Here is a 26,517-nt window from a genome sequence, read left to right as displayed (position 1 = left end):
TCTATGGCAGGCACCAAGGAGCGTGAGAATGAGCCAGCTGTCAGACCTCAGAACCCGGATCCGGCACCTGCACAGGGCCGAGGAAACGACCACCCTTGCGGCACTGGCCGCAGCCCATGGCCCCGATACCTCGACGCGTGCGGCCGCCTGCGCCGCGGCCGAGGGCTTGATCCGGGACATCCGCGCCAGTGGAACGCCCGGCCTGATGGAGGTGTTTCTCGCCGAATACGGCCTGTCGAGCGATGAGGGCGTCGCCCTGATGTGCCTTGCCGAAGCGCTGTTGCGGGTGCCGGATGCCCAAACCATCGACGAGCTGATCGAGGACAAGATCGCGCCCTCGGCATGGGGCGCACATCTGGGACAGTCGAGCTCGTCGCTGGTCAATGCCTCGACCTGGGCGCTGATGCTGACGGGCAAGGTCCTGCAAGAGCCCGGTGCCCACGGGCTGGCCGACACCCTGCGCAGCGCGGTCAAGCGCCTGGGTGAGCCGGTCATCCGCACCGCCGTCAAGCGCGCCATGAAGGAAATGGGGCATCAGTTCGTGCTCGGCCAGACCACGCAGGAGGCCATCACCCGCGGCAAGGGCATGGAGAAGAAGGGCTTCACCTATTCCTACGACATGCTGGGCGAGGCCGCGCTGACGGCACGGGATGCCAAGGTCTATTACGACGCCTATGCGGATGCGATCACGCAGCTCGGAGCCCATGCCGCACACGCGGACACACGGCGCAACCCCGGCATCTCGATCAAGCTTTCGGCGCTGCACCCGCGTTACGAATTGAGCCAGAGCGCGCGGGTCATGGCCGAGCTGGTGCCGCGGGTGACCGAGCTGGCGCTCATGGCCAAGGCGGCGCAGATGGGCCTCAATATCGACGCCGAAGAGGCCGACCGGCTCGACCTCTCGCTCGACGTGATCGAGGCCGTGCTGCGCGATGACCGCCTTGCGGGCTGGGACGGATTCGGCGTGGTGGTGCAGGCCTATGGCAAGCGCGCCCCGGCGGTGATCGACTGGCTCGCGGAACTGGCCACCGAACTGGATCGCAAGATCATGGTGCGGCTGGTGAAGGGCGCCTATTGGGACACCGAGATCAAGCAGGCCCAAGTGGACGGGGTGGCCGATTTCCCGGTCTATACCCGCAAACCGGCGACGGATGTCTCGTATATCTGCTGCGCGCGCAAGCTGCTGGACCATGCGGACCGGATCTATCCGCAATTCGCCACCCATAACGCCCATACGGTCTGCGCCATTCTGGAGATGGGCGCGCCGCGCGAGGCCTATGAATTCCAGCGGCTGCACGGAATGGGCGAGACCCTGCACAAGATCGTGCTGGATCGCCACGACACGCGCTGCCGGATCTACGCGCCCGTGGGGGCCCATAGCGACCTGCTCGCCTACCTGGTGCGGCGGCTGCTCGAGAACGGGGCGAACTCGTCCTTCGTGAACCAGATCGTGGATGAGGATGTCGATCCCGCCGAGATCGCGCAGGACCCTTTCACATTGCTTGACGCGGACCCGTCGGAACCGGGCCTCGTGACCATGCCTGCGGATCTCTACCAGCCCGAGCGTCCCAATTCCCTCGGTTGGGATCTGCGCAATACCGATGACGTGGCCGCCTTCCATGCCGCGCGCGACCGGTTCAAGACCCATGAGTGGCATGTGGGCCCGATGATCGCCGGAACAGCCCCGACGCTGGAGGCCACACCCGTGGTCAGCCCCAACGATCCGGCGGACCGCCTTGGCACCGTGGCGCTGGCCACGCTGGAGACCGCCGAACAAGCCCTCGCCGCCGCAAAACCCTGGCAGGACACGCCCCCGGCGGAGCGGTGCCGGATCCTGAACCGCGCCGCAGACCTTTACGAAGAACACGCGGGCGAGATTTTTGCCGCCCTGTGTCGCGAGGCGGGCAAGACCGGGCTGGATGCCATTGCCGAGATCCGCGAGGCCGTGGATTTCCTGCGCTACTACGGGGCTGAGGCCATCCGCAACGGCGCGCAGGCGCCACGCGGGATCATCACCTGCATCTCGCCCTGGAACTTCCCGCTGGCGATTTTCTCGGGCCAGATCGCGGCCGCCCTCGCAGCGGGCAATGGCGTGCTGGCCAAGCCCGCCGATCCGACCCCGATCACCGCCGCCATCGGCGTGCGTCTGATGCGCGCCGCCGGGGTGCCCGACACCGCCTTGCAGCTGGTGCCCGGCGCAGGGCCCGTGGTTGGGGCCAAGCTGACCACCGATCCCCGGGTTCATGGGATCTGCTTCACGGGATCCACGGGCGTGGCCCAGACCATCAATCGCGCGGCGGCTGCGACCCTCGAACCCGACGCGACCTTTATCGCCGAGACCGGCGGGTTGAACGCGATGATCGTGGATTCCACCGCCCTGCCCGAGCAGGCGGTCCGGGATATCGTGGATTCCGCCTTTCGGTCCTGCGGGCAACGCTGCTCGGCCCTGCGGATGCTCTATCTGCAAAAGGACATCGCCGAAGGCTTCCTCGAGATGCTTTACGGGGCCATGGACGAGCTGGAGGTCTCCCATCCCTGGAGCCTGTCCTCGGATCTGGGCCCCGTCATCACCGGGACCGCGCGGCAGGGCATCGCCACCCATGTGGAGACCGCGCGCAAGGCAGGGCGCCTGCTCAAACAACTCGACGTGCCGCAGGATGGGCTCTTCATCGGGCCCGCGGTGATCCGGGTCGACGGGATTGCCGATCTGGAACGCGAGGTCTTCGGCCCGGTCCTGCATGTCTGCACCTTCGAGGCGGACGAGATCGACAGCATCCTCAAGGCGATCAATGGCAGCGGCTATGGCCTGACCTTCGGGTTGCACACGCGGATCGATGACCGGGTGGAGCATATCACCAGCCGCCTGAATGTCGGGAACCTCTATGTGAACCGCAACCAGATCGGCGCGGTGGTCGGCTCGCAACCCTTTGGGGGCGAGGGGCTCTCGGGAACCGGCCCCAAGGCGGGCGGCCCGAAATATGTGCAGCGGTTCAAGCGTCTGGCCCTGCCGGATCACCGCCTCATACCGGGCGATGCGGTGGACCCGCTGGTCGTGCAGGCAGCGCTCGACGCCCGGGCCCGTGTCACCCATGCGCCGCTGGAGACGCGGGACATGCCCGGGCCCACAGGAGAGTCGAACCGCTGGTCGCTGGTCCCGCGGGGCACGATCCTCTGCCTTGGTCCCAGCCTCGCGGACATAACCGCACAGATGGAGATCGCCCGGCGCATGGGCTGCCCGGTCCTCGGCATTGCACCGGGCGCGGAGGGTCCGGACACCCTGTCCGGGGTCCTGCCGCCCGCCGCGCTGGAAACGCTCCGGGGATTTGCGGCAGTGGCACTCTGGGCTGATCGGGCGCGCCTTACGGAGGCCCGCAAGGCGCTTGCGGCACGCGAGGGAGCGATCCTGCCCCTGATCGCGACGGATGCGATGGCGGAGCTTTGCACCCATGAGCGGCATCTGTGCATCGACACCACGGCGGCGGGGGGCAATGCCTCCCTTCTGGCCGCACAATAGGGGCTGCGGGGGCTAGCCGCCCCCGCCTGCCCCGGGCCAGGTGTCCGACAGGCGATAGCCACCGGGCCAGGGATCGTCCGGGTCCAGCATGTGCTGATGGGTGCCGGTGATCCAGGCCCGGCCCGAGATTTCGGGGATGATCGCTTGGCTCGCCCCGACCATGGTCTCCTCGACGATCCGGCCCGTGAAAGTCGAGCCGATCAGCGAACGCGCCTCGAACCGGTCGCCCACCGCCATCCGCCCCTGCGCATGGAGCAAGGCCATGCGCGCCGAAACTGCAGTGCCCGTGGGGGAGCGGTCGATCTTGCCCGGCTGGATCGCCACCGCCGAGGGCGCGGTCAGCCGCCCCGCGACCTCGCTCAGCCGTCCGGCAAAAAGGCAAAAGGAAAAATGCGCCCAATCCGGGTTCTCGGGATGGACAAAGCGCAGCTGGTCATTGGCCGCATTGGTGATCCGCACCCCGAACTCCGCCAACTTGCGCGCCTCGTCTGGTTGAAAGCCGAGACCGAGCGCGGCCCCGTCGACAATCACGAAACTGTCGCCGCCATAGGCGGTGTCCACCGTGAGCGGGCCAAACCCCGGCACGTCCAGCGTCACCCCCTGCTCGGCGGCAAAGGAGGGCAGGTTGCGCACATGGATCCGCTGCGCCTTGCCGTCTGCGCATTCGGCGCGCACACGCACCAGCCCGCCCGGCGCCTCGAGCACCATATGGGTCTCGGGCTCGGTCATGGGTAGGATCCCACTGTCCAACAGCACCGTCGACACGCAGATCGAGTTCGAACCGGACATGGGGGGCGTGTCCTCCGGCTCCATGATGATCCAGCCCATCTGCGCCTCGGGATGTTTCGGCGGCACCAGCAGATTCACATGGCGGAACACCCCGCCGCGCGGCTCGTTCAGCACGAAATTGCGCAGGTTCTGGTCCTGCGCGATCCAGCTGCGTTGCGCCCAGAGCGTGTCGCCCGGCGGCGGCGCGACACCGCCGACGATCACATCGCCGACCTCGCCCTCCGCATGGCAGGACACGACATGGATGGTTTTGCTGCTGCGCATGGGCGTCTCCCTTGACGGACATGCCCGTTATCCGCGCTGCGGAGGCATTTGGCGAGGGGCGCGCGCACTCCTCGGCGTCGAAAAACTCCGCAAGGGCAGATCTCGCCTTGCTGCGCCCCGCATCGCTGGCCCAAGCTGCGCCCCGAGGACTGCCCCCACGGGGTCGGTCCATCCGAGCCCCGAGGACCGCCATGACCGCCCCCCCTGCCCGCATGATCCTGCCCGCCGATCTGGCCGGAGACATCCTCGTCTCGGCGGAGGGCCTGAGCTTCTGGGGCGGGGTCGATCCCGAAACCGGCGTGGTGATCGACGCCCATCACCCCCTCCACGGACAATCGCTGGCCGGCAAGATTGTCCTGATGCCCACGAGCCGGGGGTCCTGCTCGGGCAGCGGTGTCCTGCTGGAGCTTGCCCTGAACGGCCATGCGCCCACAGCGCTGGTCTTTCGCGAGGCGGAAGAGATCCTGACCCTGGGCGCGCTGATCGCGCACCGGATGTTTCACAAGACGATCGGGATCCTGCGCCTGCCCCCTGCGGCGTATGACCAGCTGGCGGCGCAGCCCTCGGCCCGGATCACGGGGGGGCGGCTCGTCGCCCCGGGGCTTGATCTGCCCCTGCACCGCGCCTCGGCCACCGATCTCGCCCTGTCCGAAGCGGATCGGGCCATGCTGGGCGGGGCAAAGGGCGCGCCCGTGGCTCTCGCCATGGATGTGATCGCCACGATTGCCACGGCCCAAGGGGCGACGGGTCTGCGGAATGTGACGCGCGGGCATATCGATGGCTGCATCTATGCCCATCCCGCGAACCTGACCTTTGCCCGGGCCATGGCCGAGATGGGCGCGCGGGTCGCGATCCCCACGACGATCAACGCCGTCTCGGTAGATCGCGCGGTACGCCCCGAGCCCTCCCTCCCGCCAGCGTTCGGGGCGGCAGCCAGCGCGCTGGCGGATGCCTATGTCGAGATGGGCGCGCGCCCGACCTTCACCTGCGCGCCCTATCTGCTGGAGGATGTCCCGCGCCTTGGCGAGGATATCGGCTGGTCGGAATCCAACGCGGTGATCTTTGCCAACACGGTGCTTGGTGCGCGCACAGCCAAGCATCCTGACTACCTTGACCTGTTCATCGCGATGACCGGGCGGGCGCCGGAAACCGGCGTCTACCTGACCGAGGGGCGGCGACCCAACGTGATCATCGAAGTGGATCTGCCCGCGCGTTTCGACGATGGGATCTGGCCCCTGATCGGCTGGCTCGCGGGGCGGATGTCGCCCGAGGGGATCCCCCTGCTGACCGGGCTGGCCGGGGCTGCGCCCAGCCGCGACGATCTGCGCGCGATCTGCGCGGCCTTCGGGACGACCTCGGCGGCGCCGATGCTCCATATCGCGGGGGTCACGCCCGAAAGCACCCTACCCCCTTTGGAGGATGCGCAGCACCTGCGGATCACCGAGGCGGATCTGAGCGACGCCTGGAAGCAGCTTAATGGCGGACCCGCTGATGTGAACCTGATCGCGCTTGGCAGCCCACATTTCTCGCTGGAGGAAACCCGCGCCTTCGCCGCGCTGATGTCCGGCGGGGCGGTGCGGGCCGGGGTCTCGGTGATCATCACCTTGGGCCGCGACGTGTATCAGAGCGTCATGGCCGAGGGGTTGGTCGCCGCGCTGGAGGCCACGGGCGTGCGGTTTCACGCGGATCTCTGCTGGTGCTCAATCGTCGAGCCGGTCTTTCCGCCGGACACCATGGTGCTGATGACCAATTCCGGGAAATACGCCCATTACGCGCCGGGGCTGAGCGGGCGCCGCGTGCGCTTCGGCAGCCTCACAGACTGCGCCCATGCAGCACAGAATGGGCATGTGCCCTCGGATCATCCCCTTTGGCAGCGCTGATCCAGTCCGCCGGAACCTCAAAGCGGCGCAGAGTGCCTGCGCCGCCGTGATTGGTGAGGTCATGCCGCCCGGGATCTGCGCCCCGGAGCGGGATCAGCCGGTCTTGCGTCGCCGCGCCACCGCCAGGGATCCCAGTCCCAATGCCAGAAGCGGCAAGGCCGCAGGCAACGGGATCGGCACAAGCGCCGTGAGTGTGAAGGAGCTCAGAACAGGGTCAGGTCCCAGGGTTGCCGCACCAATGAAGCCGAACGGGTCGGCGCCGTAATCGTTGACCGGATCGATATCCTCGATCACGACAACGAATTTGCCCGACGGGATGGCGATATTGCCCGCCGCCACATCGAACAGGATCTCGATGGTCGTATCCGTGGTCACCAGATCCGTAGCAATGCCGGACAGACTGCTGGTCGTGGAAGGCACTGCGTAGGTCACAGAGAAATCACCGGCATCGAACGGGTCGAACCCGGTGACAGTGACGACCTCGAACGGGCCAAACGAGGCCCCGATCCCAAGGAAAGAGGCCGGGATCATCCCGCCCGCGATGATATCCGCCGCCCCTGTGGCGCTGACGATTTCTGACCCGAGCTCGAAATTGCCCAGATCGAGCGTGACCGCCTTGGCGCCCATGCTTGACAGTCCAAGGGCGAGGACCGTCGCTGCGAACACTTGCTTAATCATGATACACTCCTGCGCAGCCCTGCGCGTCTTCCTTGAAAACCTGTCCGGATAACCGGGGCCATCTGTCTATGCCTTGGCATTGAATGTCTCCTGTTATCATAGCAGTTGCGTCGTCTCGTCAAAGTCCGCCGTGCCGAACAGCACAACGATGTCGAAGTCTCCGTCCAGAACCAGACAGGTTGCTGCGGGCCGGTTCACTTCGAGCAAAATTGAGGCAGTGCCGAGATCGAGCGCGTCGTCCCCGTCAAAGCCGAAGATGAAGTCGAACTCGCGCTGACCATTGCTGGTCTCGCTGCCGAACTCGAACACATCCGCGCCGCCTCCGGCGAAGCTCTGGTCGATGCGCCCGCCCAGGGTCTGGAAGATCTCGTCCTCCGAAGACCCGAAGAGAACATCGAACCCGCTGGTCCCCGTCAGCACCGTCGGGCCGCCGGTCTCGTCCACATCGGTGACCGAGATGGTGACATCCTGGGTCACGGTGTCGGTGCCATCGAAGGCGGAAACCGTGACATTGTAGGTGTTGTCCTCCCCGACATCGCCGGGCGTCTCGAAATCGGGCGCGGTGATGAAGGACAGCTCGCCCGTATCGGCGTCGATGTTGAATAGAAGCTCATCCGCCCCGCCCGCAATCGCGTAGGTCACATCGTCCGACGCATCCAGATCCGTGGTCGCCACCGTGCCCACCAAACTGGTGTTCTCCGGCAGCGAGAAGGTATCGCTGGAAACGAAGACCGGCGCGTCATTGGCCCCGTTGATCGTCACGGTCACCGTCGCGGTATCGCTCCCGCCATTCCCGTCAGAGACAGTGTAGGAGAAGCTGTCCGTATCGCTCTCGCCCACGGCCAGAGCTTCGAACTGATCATTCGGATCATAATCGAAGCTCCCATCCGCGTTCAGCGTCAACAGAGCGCCCGAGGCCAGCGTGATCTGGGTGCCCACATTGGCGGCCGCGCCATTCACCTGGCTCACCGTCAGCGTGTCGGAGGCGTCCACATCGCTATCCGCACCGGCCCCGTTATCCACGAGAACCGATCCGCTCAGCGCGGTGTCTTCATCTGTGCTGACGGCGTCATCCGCGGCGACCGGCGCATCGTTCACGCCCTCGATCGTCACGGTGACAGTGGCCATGTCCGAGCCGCCATTCCCGTCAATGATCGTGTAGGTGAAGCTGTCCGTTGCGGTTTCGGTCACGGCCAGGGCCTCGAACTGATCGTTCGGATCGTAGTCAAAGGTTCCATCCGCGTTCAGCGTCAGCAGAGCGCCCGAGGCCAGGGTGATCTGGGTGCCCACCGCAGCGGCAGAGCCATTGACCTCGGAGACCGTGATCACGTCGGACGCATCCACGTCGCTATCGGGACCGGACCCGTTATCCACAAGGACCGAGCCCATCAGCGCCGTGTCTTCATTGGTGGTCACGTCGTCATCCGCGGCGACGGGCGCATCATTGCGGCCATCGATCTGGATGAAGACGGTGGCACCGTCGAAGCCCCCATTCCCGTCCGAGACGCGATAGGTGAAGCTGTCCGTTGTGCTCTCGCCGATGGCGAGGCTCTCGAACTGGCCATTGGGATCGTAATCCACCGACCCATCCGCCAGCACCGTCAGCAGCGCGCCGGAGGCCAGGGTGATCTCGGTCCCGACATTGGCGGCAGAGCCGTTGACCTCGGCCACTTCGAGGATGTCCGACGCATCCGGATCGCGGTCGGCCCCATTGCCATTATCGTCAAAGAGGTTGGCCGCCAGCGCCTGATCCTCGTTAGTGGTCAGGTCATCACGACGCGCATGGGGCATGTCGTTCACCCCATTGACCGTGACCGTCACGGTGGCCGTATCCGAGCCACCATTTCCGTCAATGACCGTGTAGGTGAAGCTGTCCGTCCCGCTTTCGCCCACAGCCAGGCTCTCGAACTGGCCGTTCGGATTGTAGTCGAACGTCCCATCCGAGTTGAGCGTGAGCAGAGCCCCGGAGGCCAGTGCGATCTGCATCCCGACATCGGCGGCATTGCCATTGACCTCGGTCACCGTCAGCGGATCCGCGTTCGGGTCGGTGTCATTGTCGAGCACATTGCCCTGAACGGCCGTGTCCTCGTCCGTGGTCACCGGGTCGTCGATGGCCGCAGGGGGAAGGTTGTCGCCCCCGATGGTCACCGTCACCGTCGCCGTATCGCTCGCCCCGCTGCCATCGATGATGGAGTAGGTGAAGCTGTCGGTCTCGCTCTGGCCCGCGCCCAGCATCCCGAAGGCCCCGTTGTCATCATAGGCAAAGGTACCGTCCGCGTTCAGGGTCAGAAGGGCGCCCGAGGCGAGCGTGATCTGCGTGCCGACATTGGCGGCAGAGCCCTCGACCTCGTTGACCGAGATCGTATCACCGGCATCCACATCCGTGTCTGGACCATTGCCGTTATCGACCAGAACATTGCCGTTCAGGACATTCGACACAGCCGTGGCGACATCGTCATCCACCGCGTCCGGATCGTCATTCTGGCCGCGGATCAGGACCGTGACATTCGCCCCGTCAAAGCCGCCATTCCCGTCCGAGATCCGGTAGGTGAAGCTGTCCGATGCGGTATCGCCCTGGGCGAGGCTTTCGAACTGACCATTCGGGTCGTAATCGACCGTCCCGTCCGCCAGCACGGTCAGCAGCGCGCCCGAGGGCAGTGCGATCTGCGTCCCGACATTGGCGGCTGAGCCGTTGACCTCGACCAGCTCGATCACGTCGGAGGCATCCGGGTCGCGATCCACCCCCGCCCCGTTATTGGCGAACAGATCGTCCGTCAGGGCCTGATCCTCATTGGTGATCAGGGTATCCGGGCGGGCGCGCGGTGCGTCATTCACCCCGTCGATATCGATGGTGACGGTCGCCGTATCAGTGCCTCCGTTCCCGTCGCTGATCGTGTAGGTGAAGCTGTCCGTGTCGCTCTCGCCCACGGCCAGGCTCTCGAACTGATCATTGGGATCATAGGCAAAGGTGCCATCGGCGTTCAGCGTCAGCAGCGCGCCCGAGGCCAGAGTGATCTGGGTCCCCACGGCGGCGCCATTGCCATTGACCGCCGACACCACCAGCGGATCGGCATCCCCGTCGCTGTCATTGCCCAGAACCGCGCCATTGACCGCGCTGTCCTCGTCGGTGGTCACGCTGTCATCAACCGCGACCGGGTTGGAGGAGTTGCCCTGGATGGTGAAGGTCACCGTGGCCGTATCGCTTACCCCGCTATCGTCGGTCAGGGTGTAGGTGAAGCTCTCGGTCGCCGTATCGCCGGTCGAGAGCATGAAGAACGCGCCATTGGTGTCATAGGTGAAGGTGCCCGAGGCATTCACCACCAGCAGCGCCCCCGAGCCGAGCGTGATCTGGCTGCCCACATTGGTCGCCTGACCATTGACCGCCGTCACGACGCCGATATCGGTCACGTCCGGATCGCTGTCCGGTCCGTTGCCGTTGTCGTCCTGCAGGTTGCCATTCACCGTGTCGTCTTCGCCGAGGGTGAAGTCGTCATCCTGCGCCACCGGGTCATCGTTCAGACCGTTCACCGTCACACGGAGCTGGGCCGTATCCTCACCGCCATTGCCGTCCGAAATCCGGTAGGTGACGATATCGACCGTGCTCTCATTGTCATCGAGACCTTCGAGCGCGCCCGCCGGATCATAGGTATAGGACCCATCCGTCTCGATGATGAAGGTGCCACCCGCACTGCCGGTGACCGACTGGCCCACGGCAAGACTGGAGCCTCCGACCTCGATCACCTCGAGCACATCAGACGCATCCGGATCGGTGTCATCGGTCAGGACATTGCCCGTGGTCGATGTGGCCTCGTCGGTCAGGTCGAAATTGTTGAAGGCCGTCGGGCTGTCATTCGCCCCGTTGATCGTCAGGATGACCTGCGCTGCATTGCTGCCGCCATTGCCGTCGACAATGGTGTAGGTGAAGCTCTCCTGCGCGGTCTCGCCATCGGCCAGATCGTTATAGGCGCCATTGGCATTGAAGCTGTAGGTGCCATCGGCATTCACCGTGAGCAGCCCGCCCCCGGACAGGGCGAACTCCACCCCGACATTGCCCGCGGCACCGTTGACCTGCCCCACGGTGAAGGCATCCCCATCGGGATCATTATCGACCCCATTGCCATTATCGGCAAAGAGGTTGCCGTTGGAGACCCCGTCCTCACTGGCCGAAACATCGTCATCCTGCGCGACGGGCGACTGGTTGGTGGTCACGATGTTCAGCGTGACGGTCGCCCCGTCCGAGGCAAGCCCGTCCGAGACCGTATAGGTGAAGCTGTCCGACCCGCCGGGGATCGTCGCACTGCTCGGATCGTAATCGAAGCTGCCATTGGCATTCAGCGTCAGCAATGCCCCCGAGGCGAGCGTGATCTCGACACCCACATTTGCGGCTTCGCCATTCACCTCGGTGACGGTCAGGACATCGCCCGTATCCACATCTGTGTCATTGGTCAGGACATTGCCCGACACCACATCCGTGTCGTTGGTGGCGAAGGTATCATCCACGCCCTCGGGGTCGTCATTGTCGCCATCGACCCTGATCCTGACGGTGGCCTGCCCCGATCCGCCATCCCCGTCATCAGCCGTATAGGTGAAGCTGTCGGTGCGGGACTGGAACCGTCCGAGATCCTCAAAGGCCCCGTTCGGGTCGTAGTCGTAACTGCCATCGGCATTCAGCGTCAGGAGCGCGCCGGAGCCCAGCGTGATCTCCACCCCGACATCGGCCGCCTCCCCGTTGACCTCGGTCACGGTCAGCGCATCGCCCCCCGGATCCGAGTCATTGGTCAGGACATTGCCTGTGGTGGAGGGGCCGTCCTCGCGCACGCTGTCGTTGTTGTCGGCCACTTGGGGCGGCGCGTTCTCGACCGTGACCTCGAAGCTGTCCGTTTCGACGGAATTGGCCTCGCCGGCATTGTCATCCACGGTCACGGTGACCGTGAACACGCCTTCGCCGGCATAGGTCTTGTTGAGAACCTGGTTCACATTGGTCGAGTTGAAGACCCGTATATCGCCATCCCCGAAATCGACCGTGAAGGTGCGGTTGTCGGTGTCCGGATCCGTCAGGGTGATCGCCCGGTTCAGGTTCTGCCCTTCCTCGAGGGTCTGGTTCGGCCCGGCTTCAAGGCCCGGGGCATCATTGACCGGGTTCACGGTGATCTCGGCGGCCACCACGTCATTCGAGAACACGATCCCGTCCGAGCCCGACCACAGGAAGCTGTCCAGCCCGTTGAAATCCTGCGCGCCGAGATAGACGAGATTGCCCGCCAGAAGGTCCGCACGGCTGATCACCTGATCGACCGAGACCGGCACACCCGAGAGCGTCAAGGTGCCGCCCGTCGGGAAATTCTCGATCCGGATCGCCTGCAGGCTGTTGCCATCGGGATCACTGAAGCCCGCGTCGAAGATCGACGCATCCAGAACGATGGCCGTATCCTCGTCGCCGCTGGCCGAGACCGGCGAGACGATCGGCGCATCGTTGCCATAGACCTGCAGCAGGATCTGAGCATTTGCGTCTACACCACTGTAGGTGATGACAAATCCGCCTTCGGGCAGAGCCGCGACGCTGGGCTGGTTTTGGTTTCCCGAGGTCGTCGTATTGACCAGAATCTGACTGTCGATCCGGGCGCCGGTGCCATCATATTGCTGGGCAAAAACCGCACCCTGACTGCCATCCGCACCGCCATTATCGGTCCAGGTGATCACGAAGCCGCCCGTATCGAGGGCCGCGATGTCCGGCTCCGATTGCGAGCTCGTGCGGCGATCATTGACCCGGAATTCCTCGGAGACCGGCGCGCCGCTCACGTCATAGATTTGCGCGAAGATCCCTGTGCTGCTCAGGTCGTTCCGGTCGTCCTGCCAGACGAAGACCAGATCGCCATTGGCAAGCTCGGTGATCTGCGGCGCCACCTGCGAGCCAACCACGGTCGTGTTGACCTGGAACTCGGATCCGACGGCGGCCCCGTTGGCGTCAAAGGCCTGCGCGAAGATGCCATTGCTGTTGCCATCCCCGGCCGTACCGGATGTCTGTGAGACATAGGTGACAAGGAAGCCGCCCGTGCTGAGCGCCGTGACCTCCGGCGAGGACTGGGCCCCGCTGGTCTCGGTATTGACCACGAATTCCGTCGCGAGCGGATTGCCATTGGTATCGAAGATCCGTGCGGAGATACCAGTGCTGGAGCCGTCGCCGGAGCCCGCCGAACTCTGCGCATTGAAGACAACGACCGTGTTGCCATTGGACAGCACGGCCACATCGGGCTCGTTCTGGGTCGAGCTGGTGAAGGAGTTGACCTGGGTCTGGCCCCCATTGACCGTGCCATCCGGATTGTAGCGCTGCAGGAAGACACCGTCGCTGGACCCGTCTTCCAAATCATCGGTCCAGACAACCACCCAGCCGCCATCGGCATAGCCGGTCACTTGCGGCTGGAATTGATCATCCGCCGTCGTGGAGTTCACGAGGAACTCATCCGTCACCCCATCGGGCAGGCCTGTGCCATCGCGCGCGATCGGGTTGCCCAGCACGTCAAAGCGCTGCGCGTAGATGCCCTCGCGGTCGCCATCGGCGCCGAAATTCTCCCAGACGACGATGAAGTCACCGCCCGTGCCCGGAAGCTCGGCGACCGAGGGGTTGTCCTGCGTCCCGGTCGAGGTGTTGACCACACGCTCGCCGCCCACGGGCTGCGCCCCATCAGGCGAGGCGGTGATGTTGACCGTGACAATCGCAGGATCCGAGGCCCCGCCATCGCCATCCGTGATCTGCACACGCAGCTGCCGCAGCTCCAGCGGATCATCCGAGATATTGCGATAGGTCAGGTTCTCGACCAGAAGCTCGACAATCGCCACATCCGCGTTCGCATTCAGCAGCAGCTCGAATGGAGCGCCGTTCTGCCCGCCCTGCACGATCTCGCCGACCAGCGTCCCGTTCACCGAGACATCCGTCCCGAGGATCGTGATCCCGTCGGCCTGGCGCAGACCAAGCTGGTCCTGGGTCAGGTCATCGGGCGCGTTGATCTGGTCGATCAGTGGCGCCGAAGAGACGAGGTTCGACACGAGGATCGAACCACCCTCGAAATCCGCGGAATCCGGATCCGAAACGGCCACCGCGCCATTGGCATCGATCAGCTGGGGAACGCCGTTCACATCGTCTTCGATATAATTCACCTCGGCATTCAGACCGTCGAGCACAGGCTCCAACCCGAAGGAGAAATCTGCCGGATCGCCAAGGATCCGGTGGAAGATCCCGTTGCTGTTGCCATCCCCCGCAGCCCCGGAGGTGGCGGAGGTGTAGGACACCACAAGGTTGCCCCCCGGAAGTGCTGCGATGGAGGACTGGATCTGCGCGCCACTGGTCTCTTCATTGACCAGAACGGCCCCATCAACGCGGTTGCCAGCCGCGTCATACTGCTGAACGAAAACGCCCGAACTGTCGCCATCGGCGCTATTGTCGTCGGTGTAGGAGACCGCGAAGCCGCCCCCGTCCAGTGCAACCACATCCGCTTCGCGCTGGTTAGAATTGACCTGCTCGTTGATCAGGAACTCGCCGTTGATCTTAGTGCCATCAGCCGCGAGGATCTGACCAAAGACGCCAGTCTGCCCGCCTGTGTCATCGCCGGGCGCAGTATAGACGACCACATAGCCGCCGCCCTGCAGCGCCGTAATCGACGGCTCGTTCTGGGCGCCCTCAACCCGGGTATTGACCACGATCGGGCCGCCCACCAGCGAGCCGTCTGCGGCAAACCGTTGGAACAGAATACCGTCGTCGCTCACAGGCGCGTTGTCGACACTGCGTTCGACATAGACGATGGCAAAGGTGCCGTCCGCCTGGGTCGCCACGTCGGGGTCTCCGATCCTGTTGCCCGTTGTCGGGAGCTCGAAACCGACCCCGACCTGACCCCCGGCGGGATCGTAGATCTGTCCGTTGATCGTGTCCTGGAACGTCGCGTTGGTCCGGCTCTCGGCGACGACCACGAAATTGCCGTTCTCGAAGGCCGCCATGGCCGGGGTGAAGGGCTGGTTCACCGAGGCGCTGTTGACCACGGTTTCGACACCGACCTCGTCCCCATTTGCGTCATAGACCTGCAGCAGGATCTCGAAGTCATTATTCGGGCTCAGAATGCCGGAATTGTCCTCATAGGCGACCGCAAAGCCACCATTGGCGAGGCCCACAATGACGGGATCGGTCTGAGCACTCTGCACGGTGCTGTTGACCTGGATTTCGCCACCTACCGGGGCTCCGGCGGCATCGTAGCGTTGCAGGAAGATGCCGTTGTTATTGTCGCCTGTCGCGTCCTGATTGGTAGAGGTCCAGACGATGACATAGCCGCCATCTGACAGGCTCGCGATCTGGCTGTCGAACTGGTTGTTGATCGTGAAGCTGTTGGTCTGACGCTCGGGGCCGATGGCCTCAAGACCGTCGGTCTCGGGGGTGATGGTGACATCAATCACCTCGCGGACAGTCCCGCCCTCCCCATCGGTAATCTGCAGGGCGACCTTGCGCTCGACCTCCGGGTCATCAGAAGCATTGCCATAGCTCAAGGCTTCGACAAGGGTCTCAACCCGCTCGGGCGTGGCATTGGCGTTGAAATCGATCTGCAGCGGAGCGCCATCGACGCCATCGCTCACGATCGTGCCGATCTCTGTGCCGTCCACGCGGACCGATTGGCCAACGACGGAGACCGAGCCGCTCGTATCAACGGCAAGCTGATCCTGACAGGCCTCGTCCGGTGCGGCAAATTGCGACTGCACGGTCGCATTGTCCAGCATGGCAAGCACCAGGTGACCGCCATCGAAATTCGCGGAGTCCGCGTCGCCGAGGGCGATGGCCGGCGCCAGAAGCTGCGGCGCCGCGTTCACATCGGCTTCATCGAAGGTCACCCCATTGGACAGACCCACAAGGATCGGCGCAGCAGAGCCGCCAACACCACCCGAGCTGAAGACCTGCTGGAAGATCCCGGTGCTGCTGCCATCTCCGGCTGAACCGCTGGTGTCCGAGGTCCAGATGATCGTGAAATCCCCATTGGGCAGCGCCACCGCCACCGGCAAGCTCTGCGTGCTGGAGACCTCCGTGTTGACCTGGAACTGACCGTCGATCCGGTTGCCCGTCGCGTCATAAACCTGAGCAAAGATGCCCGACCCGCTGCCATCGAGGCCGCTATCATCCGTCCAGACCACGAGCCAGCCGCCCGTATCCAAGCCGATGACCTCGGCTTGAAATTGGCTGCTGACGGTGGTTTCGTTGACCCGCACCTGCGGCCCCACGGCGGCACCGGTCGCGTCATAGCGTTGGAGCTGCGTGCTCCAAACGCTGCCGTCGAGCGCGTTCTGATCCGTCCAAACGATTACGAAGCCGCCATCCGTCAGTGCCGCGATGGAGGAATCCGACTGGCTGCCATCGGTGAAGGTCGGCACGCCGAACTCGCCCCCAATCGGGGTGCCATTCGCCTCGAAGACCTGGGCAAAGATACCTCCGCCGGACCCGTCACCCGCGCTGCCGCTGGTCTGGGAGGTCCAGCTGATCACATAGCGACCATCGAGCAGCACCGTCACCGAGGGCTCGTTCTGGGTGCTGGAGGTCTGGGTGTTCACGAGGCTGCTGCCCCCGAGGGCGTTGCCCGCATCGTCAAACCGAGCCTGGAAAACACCGGAGCCGCTGCTATCGCGCGAGTTGTTATCCGTGAAAACGGCAATCACCGTGCCATCATCCTGCACCGCGATATCGGTCAGGTCCTGCGTGCCGGGCGTGACATCGTTGACCCGGATCTCGTCCGTGCGCGGTGTGCCATCTGCCTCGAAGAAGCGCAGGTAGCTGTTGCTGTCCGCGCTGGAGCTCCAACCGACGACGAACCCGCCGGTCGGCACCCCGGCCACATGCGGGTCATCCTGAGTGAATTGCGTCTCTGTATTGACCAGGAATTCCACGCCCACAGGGTCGCCATTCAAGTCATAGATCTGGGCAAAGACACCCGCGTTCGCATCCGCCACCCGGTCCTGATCCAGGGAATCCCAGACGACCACGTAGCCGACCTGCACCCCGTTGCTGTCGAAGATTTTCGAGGTTTCCGGCGCGCTTTGCGTGTTCTCGCTTGTGGTGTTGACCTGCTCTTCCGAGCCCACGGCAAACTGGGTGCGATCCGTAAAGGGCTCCACCGTGACATTGACGCGGATCGTGTCGGAGGCACCGCCATCGCCATCATTGAGCCGAATGGCGATTTCGCGCTCAGCAGTGGGGTTGCCAGAGGAGTTGGCATAGCCGAGCTGCGCGATCACACGCTCGATCAGTTCCGGGGTGGCATTCGCGTTGAGGTCCACCACAAAGAGCGCGCCATCCGCGCCATTGGAGCTGATCGCACCGACAGAGACGGAATCCACCTCCACCGTATTGCCGACAATGCTCACGCCATTGCCGGTCACCAGACCCAACTGGTCCTGCTCGATGCCCAGACCGGCGCCAAGCTGCGCGGCCAGAACATCGCCTGTACCGACAATCCGCCCAACGGAGAGCTGACCGCCGTCGAAATCGGGAGAATCCACATCAACAACCGTCAATGCCCCATCGATTTCAAGCAGTTGCAGGCCGCTATTGACGTCTTCCTCGGCAAAAGAAATCTCGGAAGATACCCCTACGATGACCGGGTCAGTCGCGCCCGCTGCCGGCGGAGGCGCGTCAATGATCTTCTGGAAGACACCGGTGCCATTGCCATCCCCGGCCGTGCCGGAGGTCGCGCTGCTCCAGACCACGACAATGGAACCATCGGGCAGTGCCATCAGGTCCGGCTGACTCTGGCTCGAGGACCCCTCGGAATTGACCACGAAGGACGCGCCCAGCGGAATGCCCAGACCGGAAAAGTTCTGCGCAATGATCGCATTTCCGTTGCCATCAAGCGAGTCGTTATCCGTCCACACCACGGTGAAGGTCCCGTCGGGACGCGCAATCACTTGCGGGTCGGTCTGTGTGAAGCGCTCGCTCACATTGACCTGGAACTCACCCAGCCCGTTGCCGGCCGCGTCAAAAACCTGTCCAAAGATATCGGTGCCACTCTGGCCCGGCCCCTGCCAGACCACCACATAGCCACCGTTCAACAAGGTTCCGCCCGGCGGAATCGCGGCCACGTCGGGCAGAAGTTGGCCCCCGATGGTTTCGACATTCACCTGTTGCTCATCGGCGCCAGGCGCGGACCCGTCAATCAGCAGCAATGTGCCCGTGTTATCCAGACGCTGCGAGAAGATGCCGTTGGAATTTCCATCTGCGCCGCCATTGTCCTGCCAGACAACGATGACATCGCCATTATCGAGCACAGCGGCAGAAACCTCGCGCTGGTTCTGGATGGTGCTGCTGTTGATCTGGAACTCGCCGCCCTCGGGCGTGCCATTGGCAGCGAAGACGCGGCCGAAGACGCCTTCGCGGTTGCCGTCCCCGGCATTGCCGGAGGTTTCGGAATCCCACAGCACCATGAAGCGCCCATTGTCGAGCGCGACAACCTCGGACAAGTCCTGGACGCTCGAGGTCTCTTCATTGACCACGAAATTGGCCCCGATGGGCGCACCGCTGCTGTCAAAAACCTGCGCGACGACTGCGCTGCTCGATCCATCGCGTGCGCCATTGGTGTCCGTGAAGGTCACGACAAAATTGCCGTTGCTCAACCCGGTGATGCTCGGTTCAAACTGGGTGCGGATCGCGATGTCATTGACCTGGAACTCGACCCCGACCGGAGACCCGTTCGCATTATAGACCTGCGCGAAGACGCCGGTTTCAAAGGTCGCGTTCGGGTTGTCCTGGCTCGTTGATGTCCACGCGATGACGTATCCGCCCGTGCTGAGCTCGGCGATGACCGGATTGGACTGATCACGGGTGATGAAGCTGTTGACCTGCTCATCCTCGCCTGTGGCGGGCAGGACCAGATCATTCTCGATCTGCAGAACAGCAGATGCGGAGGTCGAGCCCCCGGACCCGGACACAGAGACATTGAAGGTCTGCGCAGTGCGGTTGATCGCGCCCGTGGTCGCATAGGTGAAAGCCTCGATCAGGGCCTCGATGGCCTCGGCATCCGCAGAGGCATTCAGATCAATGTGAAGCGCGGATCCGTTCTGCCCATTGCTGGTGGCGTTCACCGTCCCGATCAAGGTCCCTTCGTAGCTCACATCCGAGCCGTTGAAGCCGATCTGTCCAGTCCCAGTGCCGATATCGGCCACCGACAGGATATCGACGCTGAGCCCGCCCGAAATGTTGCTGACGGTGACCTGCCCCGAGGCGAAGGTCACACCCGAGGTGTTGGTCAGATTGACCGCCGCATCGAGGCGAAGGGGCGTTGTCAGCAGGTCGGATTCCGCGACACTGCCGAGGATGGTCGGACCAGAACCGTTCTCATCCGCACCGAAATCCGAGAGCTGGAAAACGGGGTTATTCGAGCCCTGGAAGAAGTTCAGGAAGACGGAATCCGGCTGTGTCTGCCCGCCGGCCCCGTCGGTCAGGGTAAAGCCGATCCCGCGATCTGTGTTCTGGATGTCCCCGGCGATCCCGCCGAAGCTGAAGCCGATGGCCTCAAAGAGCAGGGCCACTTCGGTCGCGGTCGCATTCGCGTTCAGATCGATGGCAAGCGGTACGCCGTTCACACCGTCTTCGGCGCCGCTGATCGTGCCGATCGCCGTCCCGTTGACCGAGACCACAGCGCCCGCGACCGTCACGACACCATTGTCCACCACGGAGAGCTGATCATCCGCAGTTTCGCCCGCGGTGTAGTAGATCCGCAGGGTGCCACCGTCGAAATTGCCGCCATCCGGATCCACGAGCGACACGCCCGCGTCCAGCAAGGCAATCGCCCCGCCAGTCACCTCATTGGCGCCCACATTCGAGATCCGCGCAACGTCGGACAGAACCGGCGACGTATCCGCCGTGGGCGTGGCATCGAACACCCGTTGTATGATCGCCCCGCCGGAGCCATCGCCTGCCGTGGAGCTGGCCTCGGAGCGCCAGGACACGATGAGCCCGCCATCGGCCAAACCGAGCGCGGCGCTCTGGCTCTGGGTGCTGGAGAATTCCTGGTTGACCTGGAACTCGCCATCAATGCGCACACCATTGGCGTCGTAGCGCTGACCAAAGACGCCCTGCCCTGATCCGTCGCCAGTGGAGGAGGTCCATGTGACCACGAAGCCGCCATCGGCCATGGCCGTCACAGAGGAATTGAACTGGTTCGAGTCCGTGTTGGTGTTGACCCGGAACTCGCCGCCGACGTTTACGCCTGCATTCGTGTAGATCTGCGCGTAGATGCCCTGGAAACTACCGTCCGCCGCGTCATCGGTCCAAGTGACGACGAAGCCGCCCCCGCTCAGGCCCGTGATGTCTGCGTCGAACTGATCCTCGAAGGTGGTGGTGTTCACGAGGGTCTCTGCGCCCAGCGCAGCACCGCTCGCATCAAAGACGCGCAGGTAAACACCGTTGCGATCCCCATCCCCATCGCCGCCCGATGTGGGGCCCGTGAAGACGACCGCATGCCCGGCATTCTGGCCACCGGCGGTAACGAGCGTTGCGACTTCGGCATCGAACTGATTACTCTGGGTCTGGTCCACATTGACCGTGACCTCGCCACCGACCGGGGCGCCCGTCGCATCATACCGTTGGGAGATGATCGCATCCCCACTGCCATCGCCCGCATCGGCATTCCAGACCACGATGAAGCCACCATCCGCAAAGGCTGCGACCGAGGCGTCGAACTGTTGCGCAGCGACCGTGGTGTTGACCTGGAACTCGCTGCCGACCTGGGTCCCGCTCGCATCATAACGCTGTCCGAAGACACCGTTGTTGAAGAAGCCGGGCTGGTCCTGATTGATGCTCTCCCAGACCACGACGAAGCCGCCATCCGAGGTTGCCGCGACGCTGGGGTCCGTTTGCGCCTGATCGAAGGCCGTGGTGACCTGGAATTCCGGCCCCACGGGCACGCCGTTCGCGTCATAAAGCTGAGCGAAGACGCCAGTACTGCCTTCGACATTCAGGTTGTCCTGACTGGCCGAAGACCAGACAACCACATGGCCGCCACCGGTCAGTTCGGCCAGCACCGGGATCGACTGCTCGCTCTGGGTGTGGGCATTCACACGCATTTCGTCGCCTGCCACGAGCGTGCTGTCAGCGCTCGGCTCAATCGTCAGCTCGATGAACTGTTCCGGCGCGGAATTGCCTTGGGGATCGGTGAGCTGGATCTTGATCCGACGATCCGAGGCGGGGCCGTCCGAGGCGTTCGCATAGGCCAGAGCGCCCATCACCGCCTCGACGGATTCCACCGTGGAATTGCCATTGAACTCAATGGTCAAAGGCTGTCCCGCGGTCCCGTCACTGGTCAGGGTCCCAACCGTCACACCGTCCACCCGAACACTGGTTCCGGAGACCGATACCGCGCCATTGCCAACCGCGTCGGTCAGCAACCCAAGCTCGTCCTGAGCGACGCCATCAATGCCCGGGATCTGATCCAGTAGATCCGCTACCTGATCAATCTCCACTTGGAGCACACCGCCATCATAGTCGGTCGCGTCCAGATCCCCGACTGCGATTGCGCGATCCGCCTCGAGCGCCGCGAGGCCCGCATTCGCCTCCGCCTCGGAGATCGTCCGCGTACCTGCCACCCCGATGATCACCGGTGCTTCGTCCAGGTTGAAATCACCCAGAACGCCGTAAATCTGCTGGAAGATGCCGCGGTCATTCCCATCCCCGGCATCGCCGGAGGTGGCAGAAGACCAGACCACCACGAAACCGCCACCGGGCAAGGCCACGACCTGACCCTGATCCTGCGAGCTGGCGGTTTCGGAATTGACGATGAAGGACTCGTCAATGCGGCTGCCATCAGCGGCATAGACTTGGGCGATGACGGAGTTCCCGTTCCGGTCCCCATCATTGCTGTTGCTCATATAGCTGACCACAAAGCGCCCATCGGCAAGCACGGTGATGTCAGGCTGGAACTGCGTGCTGGAGGTGAAGCTGTTGACGACAAACTGATCGTCCTCAGGCGCACCTGCCGTGTCGAACTTGCGGGCGATGATCGAGCCGCCAGAGCCGTCCAGCGCATTCGAGCTATCTTCAAAGGCCACAAGGAACCCGCCATCAGGGGTGCCCACAACCGAGGGCGCGCTCTGCGCATTCAGGGTGATCTCGTTGATCAGGAACTCGCCGGTCGCCGCCGTACCGTCCGCATTGAAGATCCGGCCAAACACCCCGTTGGAGCTGCCATCCCCGGCGCTCCCGGAGGTGGCGCTCGTCCAGACGACGACAAAGCGCCCATCGGCCAATTGTACGATATCGGAGTCGAACTGGCTGCTCGCTATCTCTTCATTGGCAATTGTTTCAGGGCCTTGCGGGACCCCGCTTGCGTCGAAGCGCTGGAAGGCGATGCCGTCTGAGTTGCCATCCGCACCGAAGGACGTGTAGCTGACCACAAAGCCGGTGCCGAGCGCGGTGATCGCCGGATCGACTTGTGAGCTGCTGACATTGGTATTGACGAGAATGTCCCCGGTGATCGCAACGCCGGCAGCGTCGAACTGTTTGGTGAAGACACCGGACCCGTCCCCGGGGCCATTCCCCTCCCAGGAGATCGCGTAGCCGCCATTGCTCAGGCCAGTGACCACCGCATCGGCCTGCGAACCGTCAAGGGTCGATGCAACTTGGACTTCGCCGCCAATGTTTGCCCCATCCGCCGCGTAGCGCTGCGCATATATGCCGTTGCCCGATCCATCTTGACCAACGGAGGTCCAGACCACGACCCAACCGCCATCGGCCAGAACCGCGATGCCGGGATCCGACTGGGAGCCGGGAGTGAAGCTATTGACCTGTGTCTCCGCCCCCACCTTGTCGAGCCCGACGAGATCCGGACTTTGGCTCAGATCGATCTCGAACACGAAAGGTGTGGTGGCGCCGCCATCCCCATCCAGAAGGGTCACGGAATAGGTGCGGCTCTCCCGCGGATTGTCGGAGGAGTTTTGATAGGACAGCGCGCTGAGCAGGGTCTCGACCGCCTCGACGGTCGCGCCGGGCAGGAACTCCAGAACAAGGGACGTACCATCGGCTCCATCGGACACGACCGTGGCCACGGCCGTGCCGTTCACGGACAGGGTCGCCCCGGCTTGCGTGACATCGCCCCCAACAGCGACGGTCAGTGCGTCTTGCTCCGGCCCGTCAGGGTCGTTGAACTGCTCCTGCAGGGGTTCGGAGACGATGCGGTTCACCCGCAGCTGCCCCCCGTCCAAATCCGCGGAGTCCAGATCTGTCAGGCTCACCGCTCCTGCGGGGAAGAGCAGCACGCCCCCATTGGCCTCGGCCTCGGTCAGCGCGATATTCGACGCCAGACCCTCGATGGTCGGCGCGGCAGAGGTGTTGATTTCGTTCGGATCGCCAAAGATCTGCTGGAAGATCCCATCGCCGCTGCCATCGCCGTTATCCGAGGTCCACTGGACCACGTAATTGCCGTCGGGCAGTGCCGTCAGCGCAATCTCGTCCTGCGTGCTGGAGACGAGCGTGTTGACCAGCACTTCGCCGTCAATCCGAGTACCATCGGCGTCAAACACCTGCGCGATGACATCCGTGCCCGATCCCACATTGGTATCCGCCTCCCAGGCGACGACGAAGCCACCGGTATCGAGACCGATCACCTTGGGGTCACGCTCGTTATTACCGGTGAAGTCGTTGATCCGGAATTCTCCGCTGACCGCGACGCCCTGATCGGTAAAGCGCTGACCATAGATCCCGCCCGAGAAACCATCCTGATCCTCCGAGCGCCAGACCACGATGATGTCGCCATTGGACAGCGTGGCCACATCCGACTGGGCCTGGGCACCGTCGGCAAATGTATTGACTTGGAACTCGCCGCCCGCCGGGGTGGCATTCGCTTCAAAGATACGGGCCGCGACAGAGAGGCCGCTGCCATCCCCGTCGGCCGGGTTGTTCTGCTCCCAGACCACGGCGAAGCGGCCATTCTCGAGGGCGGTGACCCGCGGGGTGTCCTGGTCCCCATCGGTGAACTCGTTGATCAGGATCTCGCCGCCAACGGCCGCGCCTGCGGCGTTGAAGACCTGCGCCTTCACTGCGTTGAAATCGCCATCCCCGCCGCCGCCGTTGCTGGTCCAGGTGACGACGTAGCCGCCATTGCTCAGCGCGGTAACATGGGGTTCGAATTGCGAGCCAGCCTGATTAGTCGCGACCTGCAACTCCGAAATGGTCTCGACACCATTGGCGTCGAAGCGGCTCAACCGGATGCTGTCGATTGTGTTGTCATCCCAGACAACCACGAAACCGCCATCGTCGAGACCTGCAACGGACGCATCGGATTGCGAGCCTACAACGGTGGTGTTGATCTGGAACTCGTCGCCGACAACCGCACCGCTCGCATCATAGCGCTGCGCAAAGATGCCGATACTGCTGTCGCCCGGATTGTCCTGGTTCGTGGAGTTCCAGACAGAGATGTAACCACCATCGGCCAGGGCGCCGATGTCGGAATCGTTCTGGGCCGCGGAAAAGACGGTGTTGACCTGAACCTCGCCGCGGATCTTGGGATCGGCATCCATCTCGGGCGTGATGGTGATGGTCACCACCACCGGATCAGAGGAGGCGCCATCGCCGTCTTCGAGTTGAATGCCCACCACCACGCTGTCGCGCGGATCATCGGACGGATTGGCATAGGTGAGGTTTTCGACAAGGATCTCGACCGCGTCCGCATCCGCATCGCTGTTCAGGGCAATCTCAAGCGGCGCACCGCCCTGCCCGTCGGACGCGATTGTCCCGATCACGGTTCCGTCGACAGAGACATCTGTCCCGTTTATCGCCACGGCCCCGGCAGTGTTCAGCCCGAAATTGTCCTGCGCATCCGCGTCCTGATCCGGAAACTCGTCCTCGCTGGCCGATTGCGCGATCGCACCCACGATCAGGCGCCCGCCATCGAAATTCGCGGAATCCATATCCGAGACAGCCGCTGCGCCATCCGCATCGATCAGGATCGGGCCGGAATTGAGATCTGCCTCGAGCAGGGTCCGCTCGGTCGAGACGGCTTCGATTTCCGGCGAGGCGGGGGCGGCCACGAAGGTCTGCGGATCCCCCAGAAGCCGCAGGACAACGCCAGAGCCGTCGCCATCCCCGGACGCCCCAGAGGTAACGCTTGTCCAGGCAGCGGCAATGGTGCCATCGGGCAGGACCGTAATCACGGGCTGCGTTTGGCCGCCTGCGATCTGCTCGTTGACGATCACTTCACCCGTGGTCGGGGTTCCGGACGCATCGAAGCTGCGCGCGATCACACCTTCCCCGCTGCCATCGCCGGCGGGTCCGCTGGTGCGCGAGGTCCAGACGACGGCAAAGCCCCCGTCAGGGGTTCCGATCACTTCAGGCTGAGACTGCGTGGATTGGGTTTCGACATTGACCTGAAACGCGCCCCCGACGGGCGTTCCATCGCCCGAGAAGAGATGCGCCGAAATCTCGCCAGCCGCGTCGCGGAACACCGCGACAAAGCCCCCGTCAACCAAACCGGCGACGACGGGTTCGGACGAGCTTGCCACGCCAAGCGAGGCAAGGGAGGTCTCGGTTCCCACGGCGTTCCCGGAGGTGTCGAACACCTGCAGATACGCCATCGAGCCACTGATGAACGTGACAACAAAGCCGCCCGCAGCGAGATTGTCCGCAGCACCCGATGGCGGGATGGCGGCGACCTCGGCAGCCGTCTGGTTCACCCCTGACTGCGCACCGGTCGTGTTGACGGTGAAAGGCGCGCCAGCCGGCACGCCATTCGCGTCGAAGATCCGGGCGCGAACGTCGTCGTTGAAATCCGCACCGGACCCTTCATCATAGAAGGTCACGACGTAACCGCCCCCAGGAAGCCCGGTCACGGATGGATCGTTCTGGGTCGACGAGAGCGTATCGTTCACGATGACTTCGCCGCCGATGGGCTCTGCGTTCACATCATAGCGCTGCGAGAAGATGCCTGTGCCACTGCCATCGGCAGACTCCCAGACAATGACAAAGCCGCCATCCTCCGTCCCCGCGATGGCCGGGTTGCTCTGGGCGCCTGCGCGGGTGTCGTTGACCAGAAACTCGAGCCCGATCCGCTCCCCCTGGGCCGAGAACACCTGCGCGACGATTGCGTTCTGATCCCCATCCTGGCCATCGGATTGCCAAGTCACGACAAACCGGCCATCCGCCAGCGTCGTAATTGCCGGAAGGTCCTGATCATCGACAATAAATGCGTTGATGATTTCTTCGGGGGTCAGCGGGGTATTCATGCAGTCGATCCTTTCAGACACGTCGAAAGGAAACGCCACAGGTGCGAATTCAGAACATCTTGACACCCAAAGAGGGCGAAAATCAATTTACATCAAGACAACCATAAAAGCCGCTGAATATACGGCAGGTTACTTCAGAACACACAGTCCAGCGGCGATCCT

5 protein-coding genes are annotated in these 26,517 nt (G+C 63.8%); 2 read left to right on the top strand and 3 right to left on the bottom strand.

Features of this window, described 5'->3' with window-relative positions:
- The first annotated feature begins 28 nt into the window (after positions 1 to 28).
- Entirely contained in the window at positions 29 to 3,514 is a 3,486-nt protein-coding gene (putA, locus tag ACP150_RS07075; protein ID WP_424965867.1) for a bifunctional proline dehydrogenase/L-glutamate gamma-semialdehyde dehydrogenase PutA, read from the top strand.
- Between the two features lie 12 nt (positions 3,515 to 3,526).
- Here the strand turns inward: putA and ACP150_RS07070 are convergent, their stop codons facing one another.
- On the bottom strand, positions 3,527 to 4,567 hold the full coding sequence (locus ACP150_RS07070; protein WP_424965866.1) for a trans-3-hydroxy-L-proline dehydratase: 1,041 nt from the start codon (positions 4,565 to 4,567) through the stop codon (positions 3,527 to 3,529).
- A gap of 191 nt (positions 4,568 to 4,758) precedes the next feature.
- Between ACP150_RS07070 and ACP150_RS07065 the strand changes: the two genes are divergently transcribed.
- Positions 4,759 to 6,447 carry an aconitase X gene (locus ACP150_RS07065; RefSeq protein WP_424965865.1) on the top strand — a complete coding sequence of 563 codons (1,689 nt, stop codon included), beginning with the start codon at positions 4,759 to 4,761 and terminating at the stop codon, positions 6,445 to 6,447.
- Positions 6,448 to 6,540: 93 nt separating this feature from the next.
- Here ACP150_RS07065 and ACP150_RS07060 read toward each other — a convergent pair whose 3' ends face one another.
- Complete coding sequence (locus tag ACP150_RS07060; RefSeq protein ID WP_424965864.1) at positions 6,541 to 7,125, bottom strand: VPLPA-CTERM sorting domain-containing protein; 585 nt, start codon at positions 7,123 to 7,125, stop codon at positions 6,541 to 6,543.
- Positions 7,126 to 7,221: 96 nt separating this feature from the next.
- Positions 7,222 to 26,355, bottom strand: coding sequence for an Ig-like domain-containing protein (locus tag ACP150_RS07055; RefSeq protein ID WP_424965863.1), 19,134 nt, complete (start codon positions 26,353 to 26,355; stop codon positions 7,222 to 7,224).
- Between the last annotated feature and the right edge of the window lie 162 nt (positions 26,356 to 26,517).

It is taken from the genome of Dinoroseobacter sp. S375, from assembly GCF_049800775.1.
In the GTDB taxonomy this organism is placed as follows: domain Bacteria; phylum Pseudomonadota; class Alphaproteobacteria; order Rhodobacterales; family Rhodobacteraceae; genus Dinoroseobacter.
Note: the sequence above shows the minus strand (reverse complement) of the source record. Positions and strands in the feature narration are given on the sequence as shown.

Bases quoted from the DNA above. Each gene is read 5' to 3' on its own strand.
- putA (WP_424965867.1), top strand. From the start codon at position 29: ATGAGCCAGCTGTCAGACCTCAGAACCCGGATCCGGCACCTGCACAGG.
- ACP150_RS07070 (WP_424965866.1), bottom strand. From the start codon at position 4,567: ATGCGCAGCAGCAAAACCATCCATGTCGTGTCCTGCCATGCGGAGGGC.
- ACP150_RS07065 (WP_424965865.1), top strand. From the start codon at position 4,759: ATGACCGCCCCCCCTGCCCGCATGATCCTGCCCGCCGATCTGGCCGGA.
- ACP150_RS07060 (WP_424965864.1), bottom strand. From the start codon at position 7,125: ATGATTAAGCAAGTGTTCGCAGCGACGGTCCTCGCCCTTGGACTGTCA.
- ACP150_RS07055 (WP_424965863.1), bottom strand. From the start codon at position 26,355: ATGAATACCCCGCTGACCCCCGAAGAAATCATCAACGCATTTATTGTC.